The organism is Acidobacteriota bacterium (assembly GCA_009861545.1).
Classification (GTDB): Bacteria; Acidobacteriota; Vicinamibacteria; order Vicinamibacterales; family UBA8438; genus WTFV01.
In genome coordinates, this window is the sequence record VXME01000088.1 from 1 (window position 1) to 17,981 (window position 17,981).

Consider the following 17,981-nt stretch of genomic DNA (forward strand, 5'->3'; position numbering starts at 1 on the left):
CGAGAGATATCCTGTAGAATCAACCACTTGCGGGGTTTTCTGTCGGACACTAGTTCTCGAAGCAGGGGGTCGCGTGGCAGGGCAGCCAGCCCGCCGCCCGGTCCTGCGTCAGATCCTGGCCCAGGGCGTTGACGCCGCCGGGCGGATCCTGCTGGTTCCAGTTCTCGACGTTGGTCGAATAGCCCGCCTCGAGCAGCAGGCGGCTGCTGAGCGTCGACGTCCACTTGGCGCTGCCGGTGTAGTAGATCGGCGAGCCCTGCCAGCGGCCGGCGGTGGCGATGTCGTCGTTCGAGCCGTGGTTGGCGTAGCGCTCCTTGAAGACCCGGTCGATGTGCGCCGAGAACTTGTTGTTCTGGCTCGCCTGGAAGGTCAGGCGGAGCAGGGCGCTCGAGATCGTGTTCTCGTCGACGCCCGGGATCCGCTCGGTGCCGTTGGTGCCGTCCAGCTTCTGCGGGTCGGGGTCGAACCAGCGCGGGGCGGCATAGTACCAGTTGTTCGGAACCGACCCGTTCGGGTCGAAGCGCCAGAAGCTGTTCGTCACCTTCTTGTCGATCTGGAAGTTCCGGACGCTGCCGAAGTACCAGAACCGGTCGCGCACGAGCGGCCCGCCGTGCACGAGGTTCATGTCGTACATCATCGAGATGCCCTCGGTAGAGGTGACGCCGCGGTTCTGCACCTCCTGCGAGAGGCTCTCGAGACCGTCGCGCTGCAGGCTGTCGTGGCTGCCGCCGAACCAGAGCTGACCGCTCTGCTGGTTGCCTCCCTCGCGCGGGACCATGTTGATGCGCACGCCGCCGCCCGAGGTCTCGGCGCTCATGCCGCTGGTCTCGTACACCATCTCCTGGTTCGCCAGGTGGTTGTGGTAGCTCTGGACGGCCCCGTCGCCGCCGATGCTGTTCATGTTCTGACCGTCGACCTGGATCGTCACCTGCGACGGGCTCATCCCGTGCACCGACATGTAGGTCTGCTGGGCCGCCGTCGTCAGCCCCACCTCCGGGCGGTTCATCTTGATGCCGGTGATGAGCTGCGCCGTCGACTGCAGCGTGTTGCCGGTCGGAATGGCGTCGAGGATCTCGCGGTCGAGCACCTCGGCCCGGGCCGTCGACTGGACGTCGACCAGCGGCGCCTGGCCGGAGACGGTGACCGTCTCCTCGAGCGCGCCCACCGACAGCTCGGCGTTGACGGTCGCCGTGAAGTCGGCCGGCAGGTCCTGCCCCTCGACCACGACGGTCGAGAAGCCCGGCAGGCTGAACGTCAGCGTGTAGACGCCCGGCCGCAGGTCGATCAGCGTGTACCGGCCCGCCCCGTCGCTGAACGCGATGCGGCTCCCTTCGATGAGCGCCGGGCTCGCCGCCTCGACGGTGACGCCGGGCAGGATGCCGCCGGTGTTGTCGGTCACCAGCCCGGTGATGGTCTGGGCCGTCGCCGTGCCCGCTCCCACCGACAGGGCCAGCAGCGCAGCGACGACCGTGCGTGAACGTCTCATGGTTGTCCTCCTCGACGCGGATGCGGAGAATTCAGGGCCGGAGACCTCGACGGCGCCGGCCCCTCTCGACCGCGCGGCCAACACCCGCACCGACCCGCCTCCCCACGCGGACCGGAACGCGCCGATGTCCCGCATCCCGACATCGTCGTCCGCGGCGGCCTGCCATCGCCTTGCGGGTTAGCAAGGACGATGCCACCCGGGCGCAGATCGGCGCCGGGTCGCTTCGGCGCCGCCGCAGTGAGCCCTTACTTCGCCTGGTGCGCTTCTCGCGCGCACTGTGGCGTCGTGTCGGCGCCGTTCGGATCCAATGCGTGGTAGCGGGGGATCCAAGAATCGGTAGGAACGGGCCGGACGCCGTCGCGCGTCACGACCCGGCCGCCGCACCCGCGAGCCGCCGGGCCTCCTCGACCCAGCCGTGGTAGGTCTTCCGCAGGTCGACGAGGAAGGCCCGCACCCGCTCCCGATCGCGGGGGTCGGGCAGGACGTCGGACACCCTGAACGGACGCTTGATCACCGCCGCGCAGACCGTCGAGTGAATCCGCCGGTCGAAGTGCGCGACGGCGACGGGCACGATCAGCGGCTCGGGCTCCACGCTCGCGGCCAGACGGAAGGCGCCCGGCTTGAACGGGCCCGGCGAGTCTTCGGTCCAGTAGCTCGTCCCCTCCGGGCTGAGAATCAGGTTGGTGCCGGCCCGCAGGTAGCCGCCCGCGGTCTCGAAGAACTCGTTCTGGCGCGTCTGGCGCTCCTCCGGCGTCTCCTCGATCCGGTCGGACTCGTGCGTGTAGACGGCGATGTGCCCCAGCCGGTCGTAGTACGCCTGGTGGCCGTACTCCGAGCCGCGGCTGTGGCGGACCACGCGGATGCCGCCGTCGCCGTAGCGCCGGTCGAGGATCATCGCGCTGACGAAGTGCGAGTCCAGCGTGAGCTGGAAGTTGTTGGGCAGCGTGTTGTGCTCGTGGTTCTTCAGGTGGTTGAAGATGAAGATCTGGCCGGCGGCCGGCGGCAGGTTCTCCTCTCCTTCGACGACATAGCGCACGCGGCGGAACGCCTGCTGGAACCCGCGCGCGCAGAGCTTGCGGACGTCGCGGGCCGGCATCTGCTCGGGCGCGGTCACCACGGCGTGATAGACGCGGCGCAGCGCCTCGAAGAACTCGTGCTCGCGCCTCACGTCGCGCAGCATCTCCTGGCACAGCTCCGCCAGGCTGCGCTCGAGGGCGTCGCCGCGGCCCGCCATGCGTTCGATGATCGCGAAGGCCTCGCCCACGGTGAGCTGGCTCCCGAGCAGGTGCGGCACGGTGTGCAGGGGCGAGTGGACGCTCAGTTGCGTGCAACTCTGCTCGAGCAGGTTGCCGACGGCCAGCCGCTCTTTCTCGAAGCGGCGCGAGATGAACAGGGCGCGCGCGGCGCGCAGATGCATGGACGCCAGCCACAGCACGCGGCGCACCAGCGCCAGAGCCAGCGACGGATCGTCCCGCAGGACCTGACCCAACCGCTCGGTATCGATGCGATAGACGGTGCAGTCGCGCGTCGCGACCACGGACGCGCCGTGCGCATCCACCCCCGGCAGCCCCGCTATCGCGACGACCGAGCCGGGCTCGGAGATCGTTCGCAACGCGAACGCCTCGTCCGTCGAGGGCGGGCTGTAGTTCAACGCGACGCGGCCGGTGGCCAGCACCCACAGGCCGGACTCGGGACTCCCCTGCTGCACTATCGGCTCGCCGCGGCAGAAATAGCGGCTCTCGACGGCGCCGGCGAACAGCCGCAACTGCTCCTCGTCGAGCGGGGCGAAGAAGGCCGACCGTCGCAGCAGCTCGATCAGTGGGGGCGGGGCCCGGTTGTAGGCCTCCTCTTCTCCTTCATCCTGCAGCGCCCGCGCGAAGTTCACCGGCGTCTGCGAGTAGGCGGTCAGCCGCGCCCGCATGTCGGCCAGACGCTCGAAGCACTGGCGGAGAATCCCCTCGAGAAAGACGACGCCCAACCGCGGCTCCTCCTCGAAGAGCGCGGCGAGGGGCCCGTGCTCGAAGCGCAGCGTGCGGCAGGCCCGGGTGCAGACCACCGTCGTCGCGTAGCGCCGCAGGTCGCGGAACCCGGACCAGCCGACCGCCGTCCAGGGCGTCGATCGCTCCCCGACGTCCAGATCCTCGTTGCCTTCCTCGAGGCGAAGCTGGAACCGGACGGTCCCTTCGGCCACCAGGAAAAGGTGCCGGGCGGGCGCGAACTGCCGCGTCAGGACGCCGTCGGCGGCGAAGCGCCGCTCTTCGGCCAGTGCGGCCAGACGGTCCCACGGCAGCTCGCCGTCCCCGTCGAGCCACGACGACCGCGCCCGAACGGAAGCGATACACTCTCGTGTCGCGTTCGTCACACTCGTCACGTCCATGCGCGCCTACGACGCTTCCGCGGTGCGGACGATCCGCCCGCCGCTGGCCAGACCCGACGGCTTCTTTCCATTCTGGCGGGACACGCTGGCGACCCTCGCCAGGGTTCCCGCGAACCCGCAGCTCGGACTCGCCGTCACCTCGCCGGAAGGGGCGCGAATCGCCCCCGTGCGCTTCGCATCGTTCGGCGCCTGCGACATCCAGGGCTTCCTGATCACGCTCGACGACACGGACGACACGGCGGCTCGGCGCCGGCCTGCCCGCCGGCCGCTGGTCGTCACCACGCACGGCTACAACGGCCAGTCTAATCCGGTGCTGGAAGCCCGCCACACCGCGACCTGCGGCGCCGACCTCTTCTGCTTCGACGTGCGCGGCTTCGGACTGTCCCGTGCCGCCTGTCCGGTCGACCCGCGCGGCTACATCCTGACCGGCCTGACCGACCCGCGGACCTCCATCCTGCGCGGCGCCGTCTGCGACTACGTGCGGGCCGCCGAGGTGGCGCAACGGCTCGGCGCCGGCCGCGGCGGCGTGGTCTTCCACGGACGAAGCTACGGCGGCGCGCTCGCGCTGCTGGCGCAGGGACTGACCTCGCGTGCGAAATACCTGGCCGTGGCGCTCCCGACCTTCGGCTGGCTCGAAGGACGCCGGCAACTGGTGACGCGCGGGTCCGGCCAGGAAGTCAACGAGCACCTGGCCCGGCACCCCCGCCTGGAAGCGGCGGCGACGGCGACGCTGCGCTACTTCGACACCGTCAACATCGCCGACCGCATCGCCTGCCCCACGCTGATCGGCGTCGCGCGCCGTGACGACGTGGTTCCCGCGGCCACGGTGTACGCCATCGCCAACCACATGGACCCGCCGCCGCAGATCGTCGAGCTGCCGGTCGGCCACTCCACCGACGAGGAGGAACGCCGGTGGGCGGACTTCGACGCGCGCTGGACGGCGGCGGTGGCCGCGTTGGGTGCGCCGGAGTCCGTCACCCGCTAATCCCGGACACCGGCCAGCGATGCGGACTACGGTTGTCGCAGGCGGCGCCCCCCGGTCGAGCCCGGCGTCAGTACTCGTCGTAGCCTTCGGTCAACTCGATGTAGGTGCCGGCCGGGTCGGTCAGGAACGCGTTCTTCAGCCCTTTGCCCTCGACCTCGCGGTACTCGACGTCGAACTCGACTCCCTTCGCCTTCAGCCTCTCGGAGAACGCCTTCAGGTCGTCCACCTCGAAGCCGATGCGATCGAGGGCGCGGCCGCGGGTCGGCGCGGTCGCCTCGTCCGTTCCCGCGAAGCTCATGTTCATCCCGGGCACGTCGGTCGTCGTCTGAATCCGGCCGCGCGGGCGTATGCGAAGGTCGAACACCTCAGAGTACCAGGCGAGCAGCTCCTCGTGCTCCGGCGTCCAGAAGTGGATGTGATAGCCGGCGATCGGAACGTGCAGGGACGGATCTTCCTGCAGCTCCACCCAGACGCCGTCGGGGGCCATGACGTAGGCGTTCGGCATCCCCTCCGCGCCGGTGAAGATGTTCCCCGCCTCCATCCCGGCGCCGGTCCAGCGTTCGACGAACTCGGCGGTGTTGCGCACCTTGAAGCCGAAGTGGTCCATGACCGAGCCCTGGGTGGGTCCGGTCGGCTCCTGCTCGGTCAGCACGATCAGGAAGTTCGGCAGCCTGATGGCGGTCAGCAGCCCCTTCTGGACGACCTCGCCGCCGAACCACTCGACCCAGATCTTCTTGTGCGCCTCGATGTCGGTCACGTTCAGGTTGACGTGGCCGAAAGTGATGCCGTTGGCGTTCGGCGTCGCGAGCTGGGCCTCGGCGGGGGGCGCGGCGGCGAGCGCAAGAACCAGGGTGGACGTCAGCAGCAGCCTCATGGTCGGTTCTCCTTTGGCGGCGCGGCGCGCGGAGCGGGAACGCCGCGGAGTTCGCCGAGTCTCACGGTCACCTGGCCCGACAACCGTCGCCTGCGGCTCCGCTTGCCGCCCGGCCGGGCCGGACCAGGAGTGTGCACCGTTCTACGGCGCAGGCTCCTAGTGTATCGTGCTCGTGAGCGGCGGGGCACCGGCCGGGCCACGGGAGGGAACGACATGACTGACAGCAGGAACGGACGCGTGCGGCAGGTTGCGGCGACGCTCGGCGCGGCGGCGGTGTGGACGGTCCTGGCGGGCGCAAGTGCGCCGGCCGCGCCGTCCGGCGCACCGGAGGCCGCCGGGCAGGCCGAACAAGCGGCGGACATCCCGCAATTCCGCGTCGATCCCTTCTGGCCATCGCTGCCGGACGACTGGATGCTGGGCCAGGCGGCCGGTGTGGCGGTCGACGCCGACGACCACATCTGGCTCCTCCATCGGCCGCTGACTCTGGACGCGCGCCAGCGCGGCGAGGAAGGCATGTGCTGCACGCCGGCCCCGCCGGTCATCGAGTTCGCGCAGGACGGCTCCGTGCTCCGCTCGTGGGGCGGTCCCGGAGAGGGCTACGACTGGCCGGCGGGCGAGCACGGCATCCACATCGACCACGAGGGTCACGTCTGGATCGGCGGCAACGCGGCCGACGACGCGCACATCCTGAAGTTCACCGCCGACGGCGAGTTCCTGATGCAGATCGGGAGTCCCGGCGAGAGCCGCGGCAGCAACGACACCGAGAACCTGGGCCGGCCGGCCGGAATTCGCGTTGACCCGGAAGCCAACGAGGTATACGTCGCCGACGGCTACGGCAACCGGCGGATCATCGTCTTCGACGCCGACAGCGGCGAGTACAAGCGCCACTGGGGCGCCTACGGCGAGCGCCCCGACGACACGGAGCTGCCGCCGTACGATCCGCAAGCCGAGCCGATCCGCCACTACCGGAGCCCGGTGCACGACGTGACGATCGCCGCCGACGGCCTCGTCTACGTGGCGGACCGGACCAACGATCGCCTGCAGGTCTTCCTGAAGGACGGCACGTTCGTGCGCGAGGCGTTCATCCGGCCCGAGACGCTGGGCAGCGGCTCGGCCTCCGGCGTCACGCTGTCCGTCGACCCCGACCAGCGCTGGCTGTTCGTTCCCGACGGCACGAACAACGTGGTCTGGATCCTCGACCGCGCCTCGTTGACCGTGGTCGACCACTTCGGCCGGCTGGGCAAGTACGCCGGCGAGTTCTACCGGCTGCACAACGTAGCCATCGACTCGGCCGGCAACCTCTATACGACGGAGGTGAACGTCGGACAGCGGATCCAGAAATTCGACCGCCTCAACTAGGAGTCTGCCCAGGGCATCCGCCGCAAGGAGTTTCGCCCCGGCGAAACTCCCAACGCGCCCGCGAGGGCGCGCTCAATCGTCGTGGTGCTCGCGGTCGTACCGCAGGACGAACCACAGGGCGAAGGCCGCGAAGCCCACGACGACGCAGACGGCCGTGGCCGGCACGACCCAGCCGAAGGAGGCGCCTGTTTCCATCGTGTCGACTATCCTACCCGGAACGAACCGGGAACTTCGCATCCCGAGCAGCACGAAGATGAGCGACATCGAGCGGACCGCCAGGTTCTTCGTCGGCCAGATCGTCCATCACGTCCGGTTCGACTACCGGGGCGTGGTGTTCGACGTCGACGCTAGCTTTCAGGGCAGCGAGGAATGGTACGAGCAGGTGGCCCGCTCGCGCCCGCCGAAGGACCGTCCCTGGTACCACGTCCTGGTGGACGGCGCGCAGCACACGACGTACGTGGCGGAACGGCACCTGGAGCCGGACGCCGAGGGCAGGCCCGTCCGCCACCCGCTCGTGCATGCGCTCTGCGGCGCCTGGCGCGAGGGGCGCTACCTGCCGCGCGACGCCGTGCAGTAGGCCGCGCAGTCCGCCCGGCCGCCCAACTGCCGACCGATGCCTGCCGCCCGCCGCCGCGCCCGCCCCAGGGACCGCCGCTCCGGCGCGCCCGTCCCGGCGCCGCATCGCGCTCCCGGCCTCGCCGCACCGCCGGCCAGCGTCTTCGGCATCCCGCTGGCGCTGGCGCTCGCGCTGCTGCCGATCTCCCTGGTCCCGCGGATCCAGGCGCATCCGGTGCTCGCCCAGTCCTTCTGGAGCGCCGCGGCCGCGCTGCTGGCATGGCAGGCGGTACTCTTCCTGCTGCGCCGGCGGGAAGAGACCCGGCCCGCGATCGACACGGTCCTGCGCCCGCAGCACTACGTCCAGGCGGCGGTGCAGCTCTCGGTATTCGCCTACTGGGGCTGGTACTGGCGGCCGGTCTACGACCACGCCTGGCTCCTGGCCGGGCAGCTCGTCTTCGCCTACGCCTTCGACCTGCTGCTCGCCTGGTCGCGCCGCGAGCGGTACACGCTGGGCTTCGGACCGTTCCCCATCATCTTCAGCACGAACCTGTTCCTCTGGTTCCGCGACGACTGGTTCCACCTGCAGTTCCTGATGATCGCGGTGGGGTTCCTCGGCAAGGCGTTCGTGCGGTGGGAGCGCGACGGGCGACGCGTGCACATCTTCAACCCGTCCGCGTTCTCGCTCGGGCTCTTCTCGGTGGTGCTGATCGCGACCGGCACGACGCCGCTCACCTGGGGCGAGGACATCGCTACGACACTCACCCTGGCGCCGCGGATCTACGTGTTCCTCTTCCTCGCGGGCCTGGTCGTGATGTACCGCTTCGCGATCACCCTGGTGGCCGGATCGGCGGCGGTGGTGCTGTTCGGCCTGAGCGCGCTCTACGCGGCGGCCACCGGAGTGCCCTACTTCATCGACTCCGAGATCCCGACCGCCGTCTTTCTCGGCCTGCACCTGCTGGTCACGGACCCGTCCACCTCGCCCCGGACGCCGGTGGGCAAGACCATCTTCGGCGTCCTGTACGGTGTGGGGGTCTTCGTCCTCTATACCCTGCTGGGTGCGTTCGGGGCGCCCACGTTCTACGACAAGCTGCTGTCCGTACCGCTTCTCAACCTGAGCGTGCGCCGGATAGACCGGGTGGCGGCGGCGCTCGAGACGCGCGCGTCGCTCGGACGCATCGCCGGGCGCCTGGCGCGGCCGAACGCCAACCTGGCGCAGATGGCGGTCTGGATCGCCTTCTTCGTCGTGATGACCCTGATCGGCGCCACCGACGGCCGTCATCGGGGCGACACCGTGCCGTTCTGGGAGCAGGCGTGCGCGGAAGGACGGCCGCAGGCCTGCGAGCGGCTCCTGCAGATCGAGGCATCCTACTGCGTGGACGCCTCGGCCTGGGCCTGCAACGAGCTGGGGCGGCACTACACCGACGGCGCGATCGTCGCGGCGGACGCGGCCTTGGGGCTCGACTACTTCTCGCGGGCGTGCGAGCTGCGCTTTCGGCCGGCCTGCCTCAACCTCCTGGCGGAGGTCAGCGCGTACCGGGCGCCGCCGAAGACGCTCGACCTGCGGCTCCTGTTGCGGGAGGGCGGAAGCAACCTGATGGAGATGTCCGAGGCGGAGTTGCAGACCCGGGCATGCGCGCACGGCTGGACGTTCGCCTGCGACGAGGCGAGGCGATAGACAGGTGCGCAACCCACTTCACGCGAGCCGGCGCAAGCTCGCCGCAGCGCTGGCGCTCGTCCTCGCCGCGGCCGTCCTCACCGCCGCCGCGGCCTGCGAACGGCGACCGTCGGGATCGCCTGGCGGGCCGTTGCCGGCGCTGCCGGAGTCACTCGGCGGCTTCCGCGCCGACGCGTGGTTCCTCCCGGACGACGATCTGCTCGGTTTCGTCGAGATCCCCGCCGGACCGTTCACCATGGGCAGCGACCCGGCCGTCGACCCGCGGGCGTTCGAGAACGAGCGCTGGTCGACCGGCCGGGCCCAGGGCGCCGTCGATCTTCCCGCGTTCGCCATCGGGCGCTACGAGGTCACCGTGGCGCAGTTCCGCGCCTTCGCCGACGCCGCCGGCGCCGCGTTCGCGCCGGAAACGCCGCGCGGCTCCCCCGACCACCCGGTCGGTTCCGTCTCCTGGCCCGATGCGCTGGCCTACTGCCGGTGGCTGGAGGCGACGCTCCAGGAGTGGCCCGACACGCCAGCGGTCCTGCGGCGATGGCTCGACGCCGGTTGGCGCATCACGCTTCCGAGCGAGGCGGAGTGGGAAAAGGCGGCTCGCGGCGCCGACGGGCGCGTCTACCCGTGGGGCGAGGTCCCGCGACGCGACCGGGCCAACTTCGGCGGCGCGGCCGGCCCGACGCCGGTTGACAGCTTCGACTGCCCGGAGTGCCCGTTCGGACTCAGCGACATGAGCGGCAACGTTTGGGAGCTCACGCGGAGCCCGTACCAACCCTACCCCTACGACGAGGCAAACGACGACGCCGACCTCGCGGCCGATGCGCTCTTCGTCATGCGCGGCGGCTCCTTCATGGAGCCGGAGGGCAACGTACGGGCTGCCGTGCGGGGCGGCGCCGATCCCGGCGTGCGCCGGCCGTTCATCGGCTTCCGCATCGTCATCACGCCGGCGCCCCGACGGACTCACGGAGCCTCGTAGCACTGCGGCGCGCGAGCACTCCCATCCATATCGACGACGTCCGGATCATCGCGCGCCGTCGAGAGCAGACGACTGGTCCCGTTCTTCCTGGCGGCCGCGCAACACGCCGACATCGTCGGAAAGACCGGCGACTCGAGTGTCGAGCCTCCCAACCTGTACTTCGAGCGCCGCAACTCGGGTGTCGAGCCCGGCCACCTTGGCAACGAGGTCCGTAACCGTGTTGGCGACCCCGCTGACCTTGGCGTCGAGCGCAGTGACCTTGGTATCGAGCCCCTTCACCGTAATCACGAGCCACACGAGCGCCACCAGCATGCCGGCCCCAACCACCTGGCCGTCGAGGGTCAGCATCCGGAACAGATCCGCCATGTCTTCACGATAGCGTAAAACCGTGCCGCCAGTCACGTGCTGCTCGAGCGCTCATCAATCCCAGCCGGTCAGGCGACGGACCCTGTCCGCATGCTGCCTCGGTATGAGCCGGTTGCGTGACCCGGGTTTCGTAGTCGTCGGCGCGCCGGCGGGACGCGCCCACGGGTCACGTCCTGGTTCGGCGCTCTCCTCATTCGCGGCCCGGATGGGAGTAAGCCTTGTACGTACCAGACTTGGTCGCTTGTAGCCGCCACCGGACCCGACGTCCTGCAACCACCCCAGAACCCCGTACATCGCCATGGCGCCATCGCCATGGCGCCGACCCACTGCCCGACCCCGTAGTCATTGAACGGGACGCCCGCCAACAGCACGTTGCCGGCAATCCAACCGCTGCGCGAGCGCTCCAGCGGCAGCGTGGCCGGCTCGTAGCCGTCCTTCTCCAATCGCAGCTCGAGGTCTGGATCGCGGCGCGGAACGTCGACGAAGGCGGGCGTCACACCCACCGGGGCATCGTTCACGTACAACTGCGCTCCGGGCGGCTCCGACGCGACAGCCACGCGCTGCGTCGAGCCGTTGATGACGGTGGCGCACCCGGAGGAGGCCAGGCAGGCCGCCAGCAGCACGCACGACACGCGGCAAGGCACCGCCGACGCTATGAGCCAAGCGTTCGGCGGCAGATTCGAATCCATCTCGACATACCTCCTCAGGGCTCTACTTCCACTTCGCCGTTCACACCGACCAGAGCGTGAGCCGCGACTTCGGCCGCGGGCTCGAGCGCGGCCCCTGCTCTTTCCGGGAACTTCCAGGCCGCGCCCGTTCCGAGGTCGGTAACAATGGTCAGAATCGCCCCCGACAACCAGTACGAGCCTGCAACGACAAAAGGGGCCGCCAACAGCAAGCTGCCGGCCAGCCAGGCGCTAGGCCCGCGCGGCATCCGAACTTCCTCGGAATGAAAGCCGCTCTTCTCGAGCCGAAGCACCGTGCCGCCGCGGTTCACAGTCACGACATCCGGAGTAACACCCACGGGTTCATCGTTGGCGAAGATTTGCGCCCCGGGCGGCTCCGACGTCACGATCACGTGTTGCGTGCGTCCGTGATGCATGCTCGCGCATCCGACAGAGGAGACAAGCACCACCGCGAGCAACGCCGCACGTCCGAGTGCACGAGTCGCGAGAACCCGGAGCGCGTGCCATGTCTGCCCACCGCCCGCCGGTCTCACCTCGAGCAACCGATGTCGGCTCATCTCACACCCCATACACGTCCAGTCCGATTCCCACTGGCGCCATGTCGCCAGCCAGTTCCACCGCCGTCCCATCTGTGCCTCCACATTGCCGATTCGAACAAACGAGGCAGCATGCACGATGCCAAGCGCACGGTGGCGGATACAAGTAACTCCATTTACATGGGTTACAGGATTTCGTCGCGGATGAGGCGGTGCCGAGTGATCGTGTGTTGATCTACACAACGGACATGTAATGTGCGCCCATCGTCATTCTGCGTACATCTGTATCAGCGCCCCCGAACGAGCGGGTCGCCAAGGGCGTCAAGCGCCTGCGGGTGTCGGCGACTGGATCGGACCTGGAAATCCGGGGGCAGCTCCGCGGTCAGGAGGTCGTGGTCAGGCCGATGTCTTGGACGGGTCCGTCAGCCGCGCGAGCAGCTCGGGGTCGATGTGCCGCTTGATTGTCCGGCGGTCCAGCTCCAGACGGCGCGCCGTCTCCTGGTAGCTGCCGGTGCGCGCGTAGACGATGGTGCAGTAGCGCCGCAGGACCTCCTCTGCGGTGAGTCTTCCGTCACCCAACTGCGCCGCGAGATCGTCGGCCGGCCCGCGCGAGGGCGCCGCGGGCGGGCGGTACTCCTTGCGCACCAGCACGTTGCGGACGCACTGCTCCAGCTCGCGGACGTTGCCGGGCCACGCGTAGTCGGGGCCGAGGTCGCGCGCGACGCACACCAGCACCTCATCGGCGAGCTCGGCGGCGCCGTCGGGACCGACCACGCGCTCGCTGACGAACACCACCAGGTTGCGCAGCTCATCGGGCGCGTCGTGAAGCTGCTCCCGCAGCGACGGGGTGACGATCAGATCCGCGCAGAGACGGTAGTAGAGGTCCTCGCGGAACCGGCCGGCTTGCATCTCGGCCGCCAGGTCGCGGTTGGTGGCGGCGATCAGCCTGCCCTGGAAGGCACGCGGCGCGGTCTCGCCGATACGCGCGAACTCGCGGGTCTGCAAGACGCGCAGCAGCTTGACCTGGATCGCGGCGTCGATCTCCCCCACCTCGTCGAGCAGCACCGCGCCGAACGGCGGGCACGCCTCGAGCCAGCCGACGCGATCCTGGACCGCACCCGTGAAGGCGCCCCTGCGGTGGCCGAACAGCTCCGATTCGATGATCGTGGGCGACAGCGCCGACACGTTCAGGGCGTGGAACGCCCCGTCGAGGGTCGCCGTGAACGTCTCCCGCTCGGGGTCGAACGGGATGTAGCGCGACAGGCCGATCGCCCGCGCGACAAGCTCCTTGCCGGTCCCTGACGGGCCGGTGATCAGCGTCGTCACGTCGTGCATCCGGTCGTAGAGCCAGCGCCAGTACCGCCGCATGTCGTGGGTGAAGATCGATTGCCATACGGCGGCGCGCAGACGGGCCGCGGGCGCGGAGGCTCCGACGATGTGCCGGTGGATGAGGTGAAAGGCGCGCCGGACCTGGTAGAAGCAGGCGAACAGGTGCGCAGGATCGACGCGCTGCGGCAGGGACAGCCGATCCGCGAGGAGGAAGTGATCGAGATCACGCCGGAACGCCCGGTAGCACGCCACCCGCCGTTTGGCCCGTTCCGGGTCGAGGTGGAGCTCGTGCAGCGGCTCGGCGTAACGCTGGTACAGGGTAAAGATGACAAGCGACGCATAGAGGCGCAGCTCGTCGGTGGTCGCGGACGGACGGCGCAGCAGGCGCTCCCGGGCGTCGCGCGCCGCTCGCTCGGCGACCACGCCGACGCTCTCCAGACCGGAGCTCACCGTCCCCGGCTCCGTGCGCAGGCTCCAGACCGCGCCGGCGGGAGCGTGGTCGGGACCGAGAATCTCCCGTTCGCCCTCGACGAAGGCCGGCGAGAACGGGTTGCAGTCGGCGAGCCGCGCCAGCGACTCGATGGCGCGGCGTTCCTCGGTTCGGAAAAGCGGCATGATGCGGGGAACCGACCGGCTACGGGGCAGGCGGCGCCAACCGCCCTGCCCCGCAGCCGCGATGCGCACGGACCGGCTGCCCGGAGACCGTTCCCTTCCGGACCCGCTCTCCGCCCAGCCAGCGCCCCGAAACGCCTCTCCGGTTAGGCGTTTCGGCCCATCCCCTCCGCCCCATGACCTTGCGTCGTAGAACTTCGCTTCGCTGCGTTCTGCGGCGCAAGCTCCCAGCCCTTCGCCCGCAGTCCTGACCCGTTCCGGGCGGCAGCCGACTACGGCATCGGCACGAGCTGCGGCAGCACGTAGGCGAACATCATCGTCACGATCCCCATGAACACGGCGAGGATGATGCTGTGCCGAAGCGTGATCCGGAACAGCCGGCCCTCCTCGGACGACGCCATGCCGGTGGCGGCCACCGCCACCGCGATGCTCTGCAGCGAGATCATCTTGCCCATGACCCCGGTGGCCGAGTTGGTCGAGGCGGTGAGGATCGGATTCAGCTCGAGCGTGTTGGCGGTCACCGTCTGCAGCGTGCCGAAGAGCGCGTTCGACGCGGTGTCGCTGCCGGTCAGGAAGACCCCCGTCCAGCCGAGCATCGCGCTGAAGAACGGGAACACCGCCCCGGTGGCCGCGAAGGCGAGCCCGAGGGTGGTGGTCATGCCGGCGTAGTTCATGACGTAGGCCACCGCCAGCACGGACGCGATGGTCAGCAGCGGCATCCGCAACTGCGTCAGCACCGCCTTGACGATCTCGACGAAGCGGGCCGGCGACATGCCGAGGACGAGAGACGCCGCGAACGCGGCCAGGAAGCAGGACGTTCCGGCAGCCGAGAGCCAGTTGAAATTGTAGGACGCCGCGTACGGCAACGCCTCCGGGGTCAGCGGCGGCAGGCGCATGATCGTGTTGTGCAGCCCCGGCACGTCGAACTGCACGCTGACCAGGTTCAGCACGCCCTGGATCGGCGGATAGCGCCACGCCAGGACGAAGACGACGAGCAGGATGTACGGCACCCACGCCCCGACGAGCTGGCCGGCGGTGTAGGTCTTGTGCTGCTTGACGACCTCGACGTCGCCCTCCAGCCGGAACACCTGCGCCGGCTTCCAGGCCTTCATCACGAGCACCATCGCCACCAGGGCGGCGATCGCGGCCAGGATGGCCGCCACTTCCGGCCCGACGGTGTTGGACACCAGGATCAGCACGCCCGCGAAAGCGAGCGAGCAGGCCGCGATGGGCGGCAGCACCTCGGCCGAGCGCTTCACGCCGGACATGACGACGACCATGTAGGCCGGGATGACGATGGCGATCAGGCCGCACAGCCGTCCGGTCATCGAGCTCAACGCGGCCTCCGGCAGACCGGTGACGTTGGCCAACGTGACGACGGGGATACCGAGGGACCCGAAGGCGACCGGCGCGGTGTTGGCGAGCAGGCAGATGAACGCCGCGTAGAACGGGGGGAATCCGAGCCCGGTCAGCATCGCCGCGGCTACCGCCACCGGGGTGCCGAACCCGGCCGCCCCCTCGATGAAGGCGCCGAAGGCGAAGCCGATCAGCACCGCCTGCAGGCGGCGGTCATCGGACAGGGCGCCGATGGAGTCCTTGATGATCTCGAACTTGCCGGTATCCAGGGTCACCCGGTAGAGAATCAGCGACGCAATGACGATCCAGCCGATGGGAAACAGCCCGAACGCGGCGCCGTGGACCATCGACGCGGCGGCCTGCGGAACGGGCATGCCGTACACGCCGATCGCCAGCACGAGCGCGGCGCCGAGCCCGCTCAGGCCGGCTACCCAACTGGGTTTCCGCCTGACCCCCAGCAGGTAGAAGAGAACGCCCAGCGGAATGGCCGAGATGAGCGTCGAGTAGACGAGGCTTTCAGCGACCGGCGTGTAGTTGTGTTCCCACATGCGGCGAGACTGTAGCACACGAACGCCGCCGCGCCGCCCACAATCGCCGACCGCGAACGGCCCCGCGCCCGCGACCGAACGCGTACGACGGCGCGAACGCCGCTGCTCCCGCCGGACGGAGGGCTGCTATCCTACTCACGTTTCTTCCCCGGAGCTTCAGGAATGCCCCAACGCCACTGGTTGATGAAATGCGAGCCGGCCGCCTACGCGATAGACGACCTGGAACGCGACGGCCGGACCTGCTGGGAAGGGGTGCGCAACTTCCAGGCGCGCAACTTCATGCGCGACGTGATGCAGGAGGGTGACGGCGTCCTGTTCTACGCGTCGAACGCGGACCCGTCGGGGGTCAGCGGGCTCGCCTCGATCTGCCGCACCGGCTACCCCGACCACTACGCGTGGCAGGCCGGCCACAAGTACTTCGACGCCCGCAGCACGGAGGCCAAGCCGGTCTGGTACATGGTGGACGTCGCGTTCGTCGAGCGGTTCCCCGCCACCATCTCCCTCGCGACCCTGAAGAAGACGCCGGGCCTCGAGGAGATGATGGTGACGAAGAAAGGCAGCCGCCTCTCCGTCCAGCCGGTCACGCCGGCCGAGTACGACATCGTCGCCGCGCTCGGCCGGCGCAAATCGGCGTGAGGCGCCGATCGGTCAGTTGCCGTTCGCTTCCTGGGTCGGCGGCGTGCCGATCGCCTCGAGCACCTCGCTGGTCAGGCTCCAGCGGTCGAAACCCTGGCGCCCGTAGTCGAGCCCGCGCCGCACGATGACGAGGTCGTGCGTCGGCACGATGACCACGTACTGCCCGCGGTTGCCGGAGGTCGAGTACGCGGACTTCGGCACGTCGGTGCGCCCGTCCGGCACCAGCCAGAACTGCCCGCCGTAGAAGTTGCCGGTCGCGGCGGTTGCGGGGGCCGGGGTGCGGACGAAGTCGATCCAGTCCTCGGAGACGAGCCGCTCGCCGTTCCAGACGCCGCCCTGCAGGTAGAGCAGCCCGAAGCGGGCCAGGTCGCGCGCGTTCGTGTAGACCTGGCTGCTCAGGATGAAATCGCCGAAGCGGTCCGTGCTGACCAGCGTGTTGCGCATCCCGATCTTGTCCAGCAGCCGCCGCCGCGGAAACTCGCGGTAGGCCATGTCGCTGCCCAGGGCGCGCTTCATGGCATAGACGCCGAGCAGCGTGTCGTAGTTCTCGTAGTCCCAGTTGGTCCCGGGCTCGCGGATGGCGCCGCGGCTGCGCGCGCCGATCACCGAGCTGGTCCCGGCCCAGTACGACAGCCCCGACCCGATGGCGTACTCGCGCCCGGAGTTGTCGACCGGCTCCAGACCGCTCGACATGTTGAGCACGTGCCGGAGGGTGATCTCCGAGCGGGGATCCTGGTCCGGCGCCGCCGCCGCGGGGAAGAAGTCGTAGCCGAGCGGCGCGTCGAGCTTCAGCTTCCCTTCGTCGACCAGCATCCCCATCAGCGTCGAGGCGATGCTCTTGGCCGTCGACCAGGTCCGCGTCCGCGTCGTCATGTCGAAGCCCGGCGCGTAGCGCTCGTGGATGATCTCGCCCTGGTGGACGACCAGCAGGCTCAGCGTCACCTGCTCGGGCGACTCGCGGTCGAACGCCCAGTCGGAAGCCGCCTGCAGGGCCGCCGCGTCGACGTGGGCCGGGAGCGGCCGCTGCTCGACCTTGTCGCCATCCGGCCAGGCGATCCCGGCCGCATCGCCCGCGGGGTACGGCAACTCCAGGATCGGCAGGCCGTCGATGTCGTCCAGCGTCTGGTCGGGCGCGAGGATCACGCAGCCGACGCCCTCGCGGAACGCGGCCCGCATCTTCGGCGCGCCGTGCCCGCTGCCGATCACGACCGCCTTGCGCGCGGTGTCGACCACGTAGTCGCCGCCCTCGGGCGTCCCGACCGGCTCCGGCAGAAAGGCGAGCTCCTGCGCGAAGACCTGCTCGAGCGTCCGGTTCGAGGTGAACAGGCCGTTGCACATGAAGATGGCCTGCTGCCCCTGGCGGACCATCCGCCGCTGCTGCTCCCAGTAATCGTAGGTTTCCATCTGCTGCGCGCCGGCGACGCCGCCGAACAGCAGCGTGCCCGCGATCGCCGTGGCCAGAACGTTTCTCATCGAAGCCTCCATACAGGCGGCGCCGCGGCGGCCTTGCGGCCGCCGGACCCGCTCGCGTTGCCGGTCCTTCATCGTGCGTTCGTCCCGCCCATTCTACGCCGTGCCGCCCGGGTGCGTGCATCCGAACGGGGGGCCGTCACCGGCCGGTCTTGCGCAGT

General features: G+C 69.6%; 15 protein-coding genes. 6 read left to right on the plus strand and 9 right to left on the minus strand.

The features are described from left to right. Positions 1 to 49: 49 nt before the first annotated feature. Both F4X11_14280 and F4X11_14285 read right to left on the minus strand, forming a co-directional pair. A complete protein-coding gene (locus F4X11_14280) occupies positions 50 to 1,621 on the minus strand; it encodes a carboxypeptidase regulatory-like domain-containing protein (protein ID MYN66175.1) in 1,572 nt (523 codons plus the stop codon). Positions 1,622 to 1,850: 229 nt separating this feature from the next. After that, positions 1,851 to 3,863, minus strand: coding sequence for a cyclic nucleotide-binding domain-containing protein (locus tag F4X11_14285; GenBank protein MYN66176.1), 2,013 nt, complete (start codon positions 3,861 to 3,863; stop codon positions 1,851 to 1,853). Between F4X11_14285 and F4X11_14290 the strand changes: the two genes are divergently transcribed. Continuing rightward, on the plus strand, positions 3,862 to 4,848 hold the full coding sequence (locus F4X11_14290) for a hypothetical protein (protein MYN66177.1): 987 nt from the start codon (positions 3,862 to 3,864) through the stop codon (positions 4,846 to 4,848). The genes F4X11_14285 and F4X11_14290 overlap by 2 nt on opposite strands. Before the next feature lie 67 nt (positions 4,849 to 4,915). Here F4X11_14290 and F4X11_14295 read toward each other — a convergent pair whose 3' ends face one another. Next, positions 4,916 to 5,722, minus strand: coding sequence for a VOC family protein (locus tag F4X11_14295; protein ID MYN66178.1), 807 nt, complete (start codon positions 5,720 to 5,722; stop codon positions 4,916 to 4,918). A 213-nt stretch (positions 5,723 to 5,935) separates the two neighbouring features. Here F4X11_14295 and F4X11_14300 point away from each other — a divergent pair, with 213 nt between their 5' ends. The 4 genes from F4X11_14300 (at position 5,936) to F4X11_14315 (ending at position 10,281) form a co-directional block, all read left to right on the plus strand. Next, entirely contained in the window at positions 5,936 to 7,081 is a 1,146-nt protein-coding gene (locus F4X11_14300) for a hypothetical protein (GenBank protein ID MYN66179.1), read from the plus strand. Between the two features lie 253 nt (positions 7,082 to 7,334). Beyond that, complete coding sequence (gene hspQ / locus F4X11_14305) at positions 7,335 to 7,658, plus strand: heat shock protein HspQ (protein MYN66180.1); 324 nt, start codon at positions 7,335 to 7,337, stop codon at positions 7,656 to 7,658. Between the two features lie 36 nt (positions 7,659 to 7,694). After that, a complete protein-coding gene (locus F4X11_14310; GenBank protein ID MYN66181.1) occupies positions 7,695 to 9,314 on the plus strand; it encodes a hypothetical protein in 1,620 nt (539 codons plus the stop codon). Between the two features lie 4 nt (positions 9,315 to 9,318). Then, the gene (locus F4X11_14315; GenBank protein ID MYN66182.1) at positions 9,319 to 10,281 is read left to right on the plus strand and encodes a formylglycine-generating enzyme family protein; all 963 of its coding nucleotides are present in this window, start codon (positions 9,319 to 9,321) and stop codon (positions 10,279 to 10,281) included. A 45-nt stretch (positions 10,282 to 10,326) separates the two neighbouring features. On the opposite strand, the gene F4X11_14320 is transcribed toward F4X11_14315, so the two are convergent. The 5 genes from F4X11_14320 to F4X11_14340 all read right to left on the minus strand — a co-directional run bounded on the left by F4X11_14320 (position 10,327) and on the right by F4X11_14340 (position 15,714). Beyond that, positions 10,327 to 10,683: a hypothetical protein gene (locus tag F4X11_14320; GenBank protein MYN66183.1), complete on the minus strand. Its 357-nt coding sequence runs from the start codon at positions 10,681 to 10,683 to the stop codon at positions 10,327 to 10,329. Positions 10,684 to 10,715: 32 nt separating this feature from the next. Beyond that, on the minus strand, positions 10,716 to 11,336 hold the full coding sequence (locus tag F4X11_14325) for a PEGA domain-containing protein (protein ID MYN66184.1): 621 nt from the start codon (positions 11,334 to 11,336) through the stop codon (positions 10,716 to 10,718). Positions 11,337 to 11,350: 14 nt separating this feature from the next. Continuing rightward, positions 11,351 to 12,007: a PEGA domain-containing protein gene (locus F4X11_14330; protein MYN66185.1), complete on the minus strand. Its 657-nt coding sequence runs from the start codon at positions 12,005 to 12,007 to the stop codon at positions 11,351 to 11,353. A 258-nt stretch (positions 12,008 to 12,265) separates the two neighbouring features. Further along, positions 12,266 to 13,813: a sigma-54-dependent Fis family transcriptional regulator gene (locus F4X11_14335; GenBank protein ID MYN66186.1), complete on the minus strand. Its 1,548-nt coding sequence runs from the start codon at positions 13,811 to 13,813 to the stop codon at positions 12,266 to 12,268. Between the two features lie 269 nt (positions 13,814 to 14,082). After that, a complete protein-coding gene (locus F4X11_14340; protein MYN66187.1) occupies positions 14,083 to 15,714 on the minus strand; it encodes an L-lactate permease in 1,632 nt (543 codons plus the stop codon). Positions 15,715 to 15,876: 162 nt separating this feature from the next. On the opposite strand from F4X11_14340, the gene F4X11_14345 reads away from it, so the two are divergent. Beyond that, a complete protein-coding gene (locus F4X11_14345) occupies positions 15,877 to 16,350 on the plus strand; it encodes an EVE domain-containing protein (GenBank protein MYN66188.1) in 474 nt (157 codons plus the stop codon). 12 nt (positions 16,351 to 16,362) lie between these two features. Here the strand turns inward: F4X11_14345 and F4X11_14350 are convergent, their stop codons facing one another. Beyond that, positions 16,363 to 17,823, minus strand: coding sequence for a serine hydrolase (locus F4X11_14350; protein ID MYN66189.1), 1,461 nt, complete (start codon positions 17,821 to 17,823; stop codon positions 16,363 to 16,365). Between the last annotated feature and the right edge of the window lie 158 nt (positions 17,824 to 17,981).

Coding starts and splice junctions, on each gene's coding strand:
- F4X11_14280 (MYN66175.1), bottom strand. CDS start 1,621: ATGCGGGACATCGGCGCGTTCCGGTCCGCGTGGGGAGGCGGGTCGGTG.
- F4X11_14290 (MYN66177.1), top strand. CDS start 3,862: ATGCGCGCCTACGACGCTTCCGCGGTGCGGACGATCCGCCCGCCGCTG.
- F4X11_14285 (MYN66176.1), bottom strand. CDS start 3,863: ATGGACGTGACGAGTGTGACGAACGCGACACGAGAGTGTATCGCTTCC.
- F4X11_14295 (MYN66178.1), bottom strand. CDS start 5,722: ATGAGGCTGCTGCTGACGTCCACCCTGGTTCTTGCGCTCGCCGCCGCG.
- F4X11_14300 (MYN66179.1), top strand. CDS start 5,936: ATGACTGACAGCAGGAACGGACGCGTGCGGCAGGTTGCGGCGACGCTC.
- hspQ (MYN66180.1), top strand. CDS start 7,335: ATGAGCGACATCGAGCGGACCGCCAGGTTCTTCGTCGGCCAGATCGTC.
- F4X11_14310 (MYN66181.1), top strand. CDS start 7,695: ATGCCTGCCGCCCGCCGCCGCGCCCGCCCCAGGGACCGCCGCTCCGGC.
- F4X11_14325 (MYN66184.1), bottom strand. CDS start 11,336: ATGGATTCGAATCTGCCGCCGAACGCTTGGCTCATAGCGTCGGCGGTG.
- F4X11_14335 (MYN66186.1), bottom strand. CDS start 13,813: ATGCCGCTTTTCCGAACCGAGGAACGCCGCGCCATCGAGTCGCTGGCG.
- F4X11_14340 (MYN66187.1), bottom strand. CDS start 15,714: ATGTGGGAACACAACTACACGCCGGTCGCTGAAAGCCTCGTCTACTCG.
- F4X11_14345 (MYN66188.1), top strand. CDS start 15,877: ATGCCCCAACGCCACTGGTTGATGAAATGCGAGCCGGCCGCCTACGCG.
- F4X11_14350 (MYN66189.1), bottom strand. CDS start 17,823: ATGAGAAACGTTCTGGCCACGGCGATCGCGGGCACGCTGCTGTTCGGC.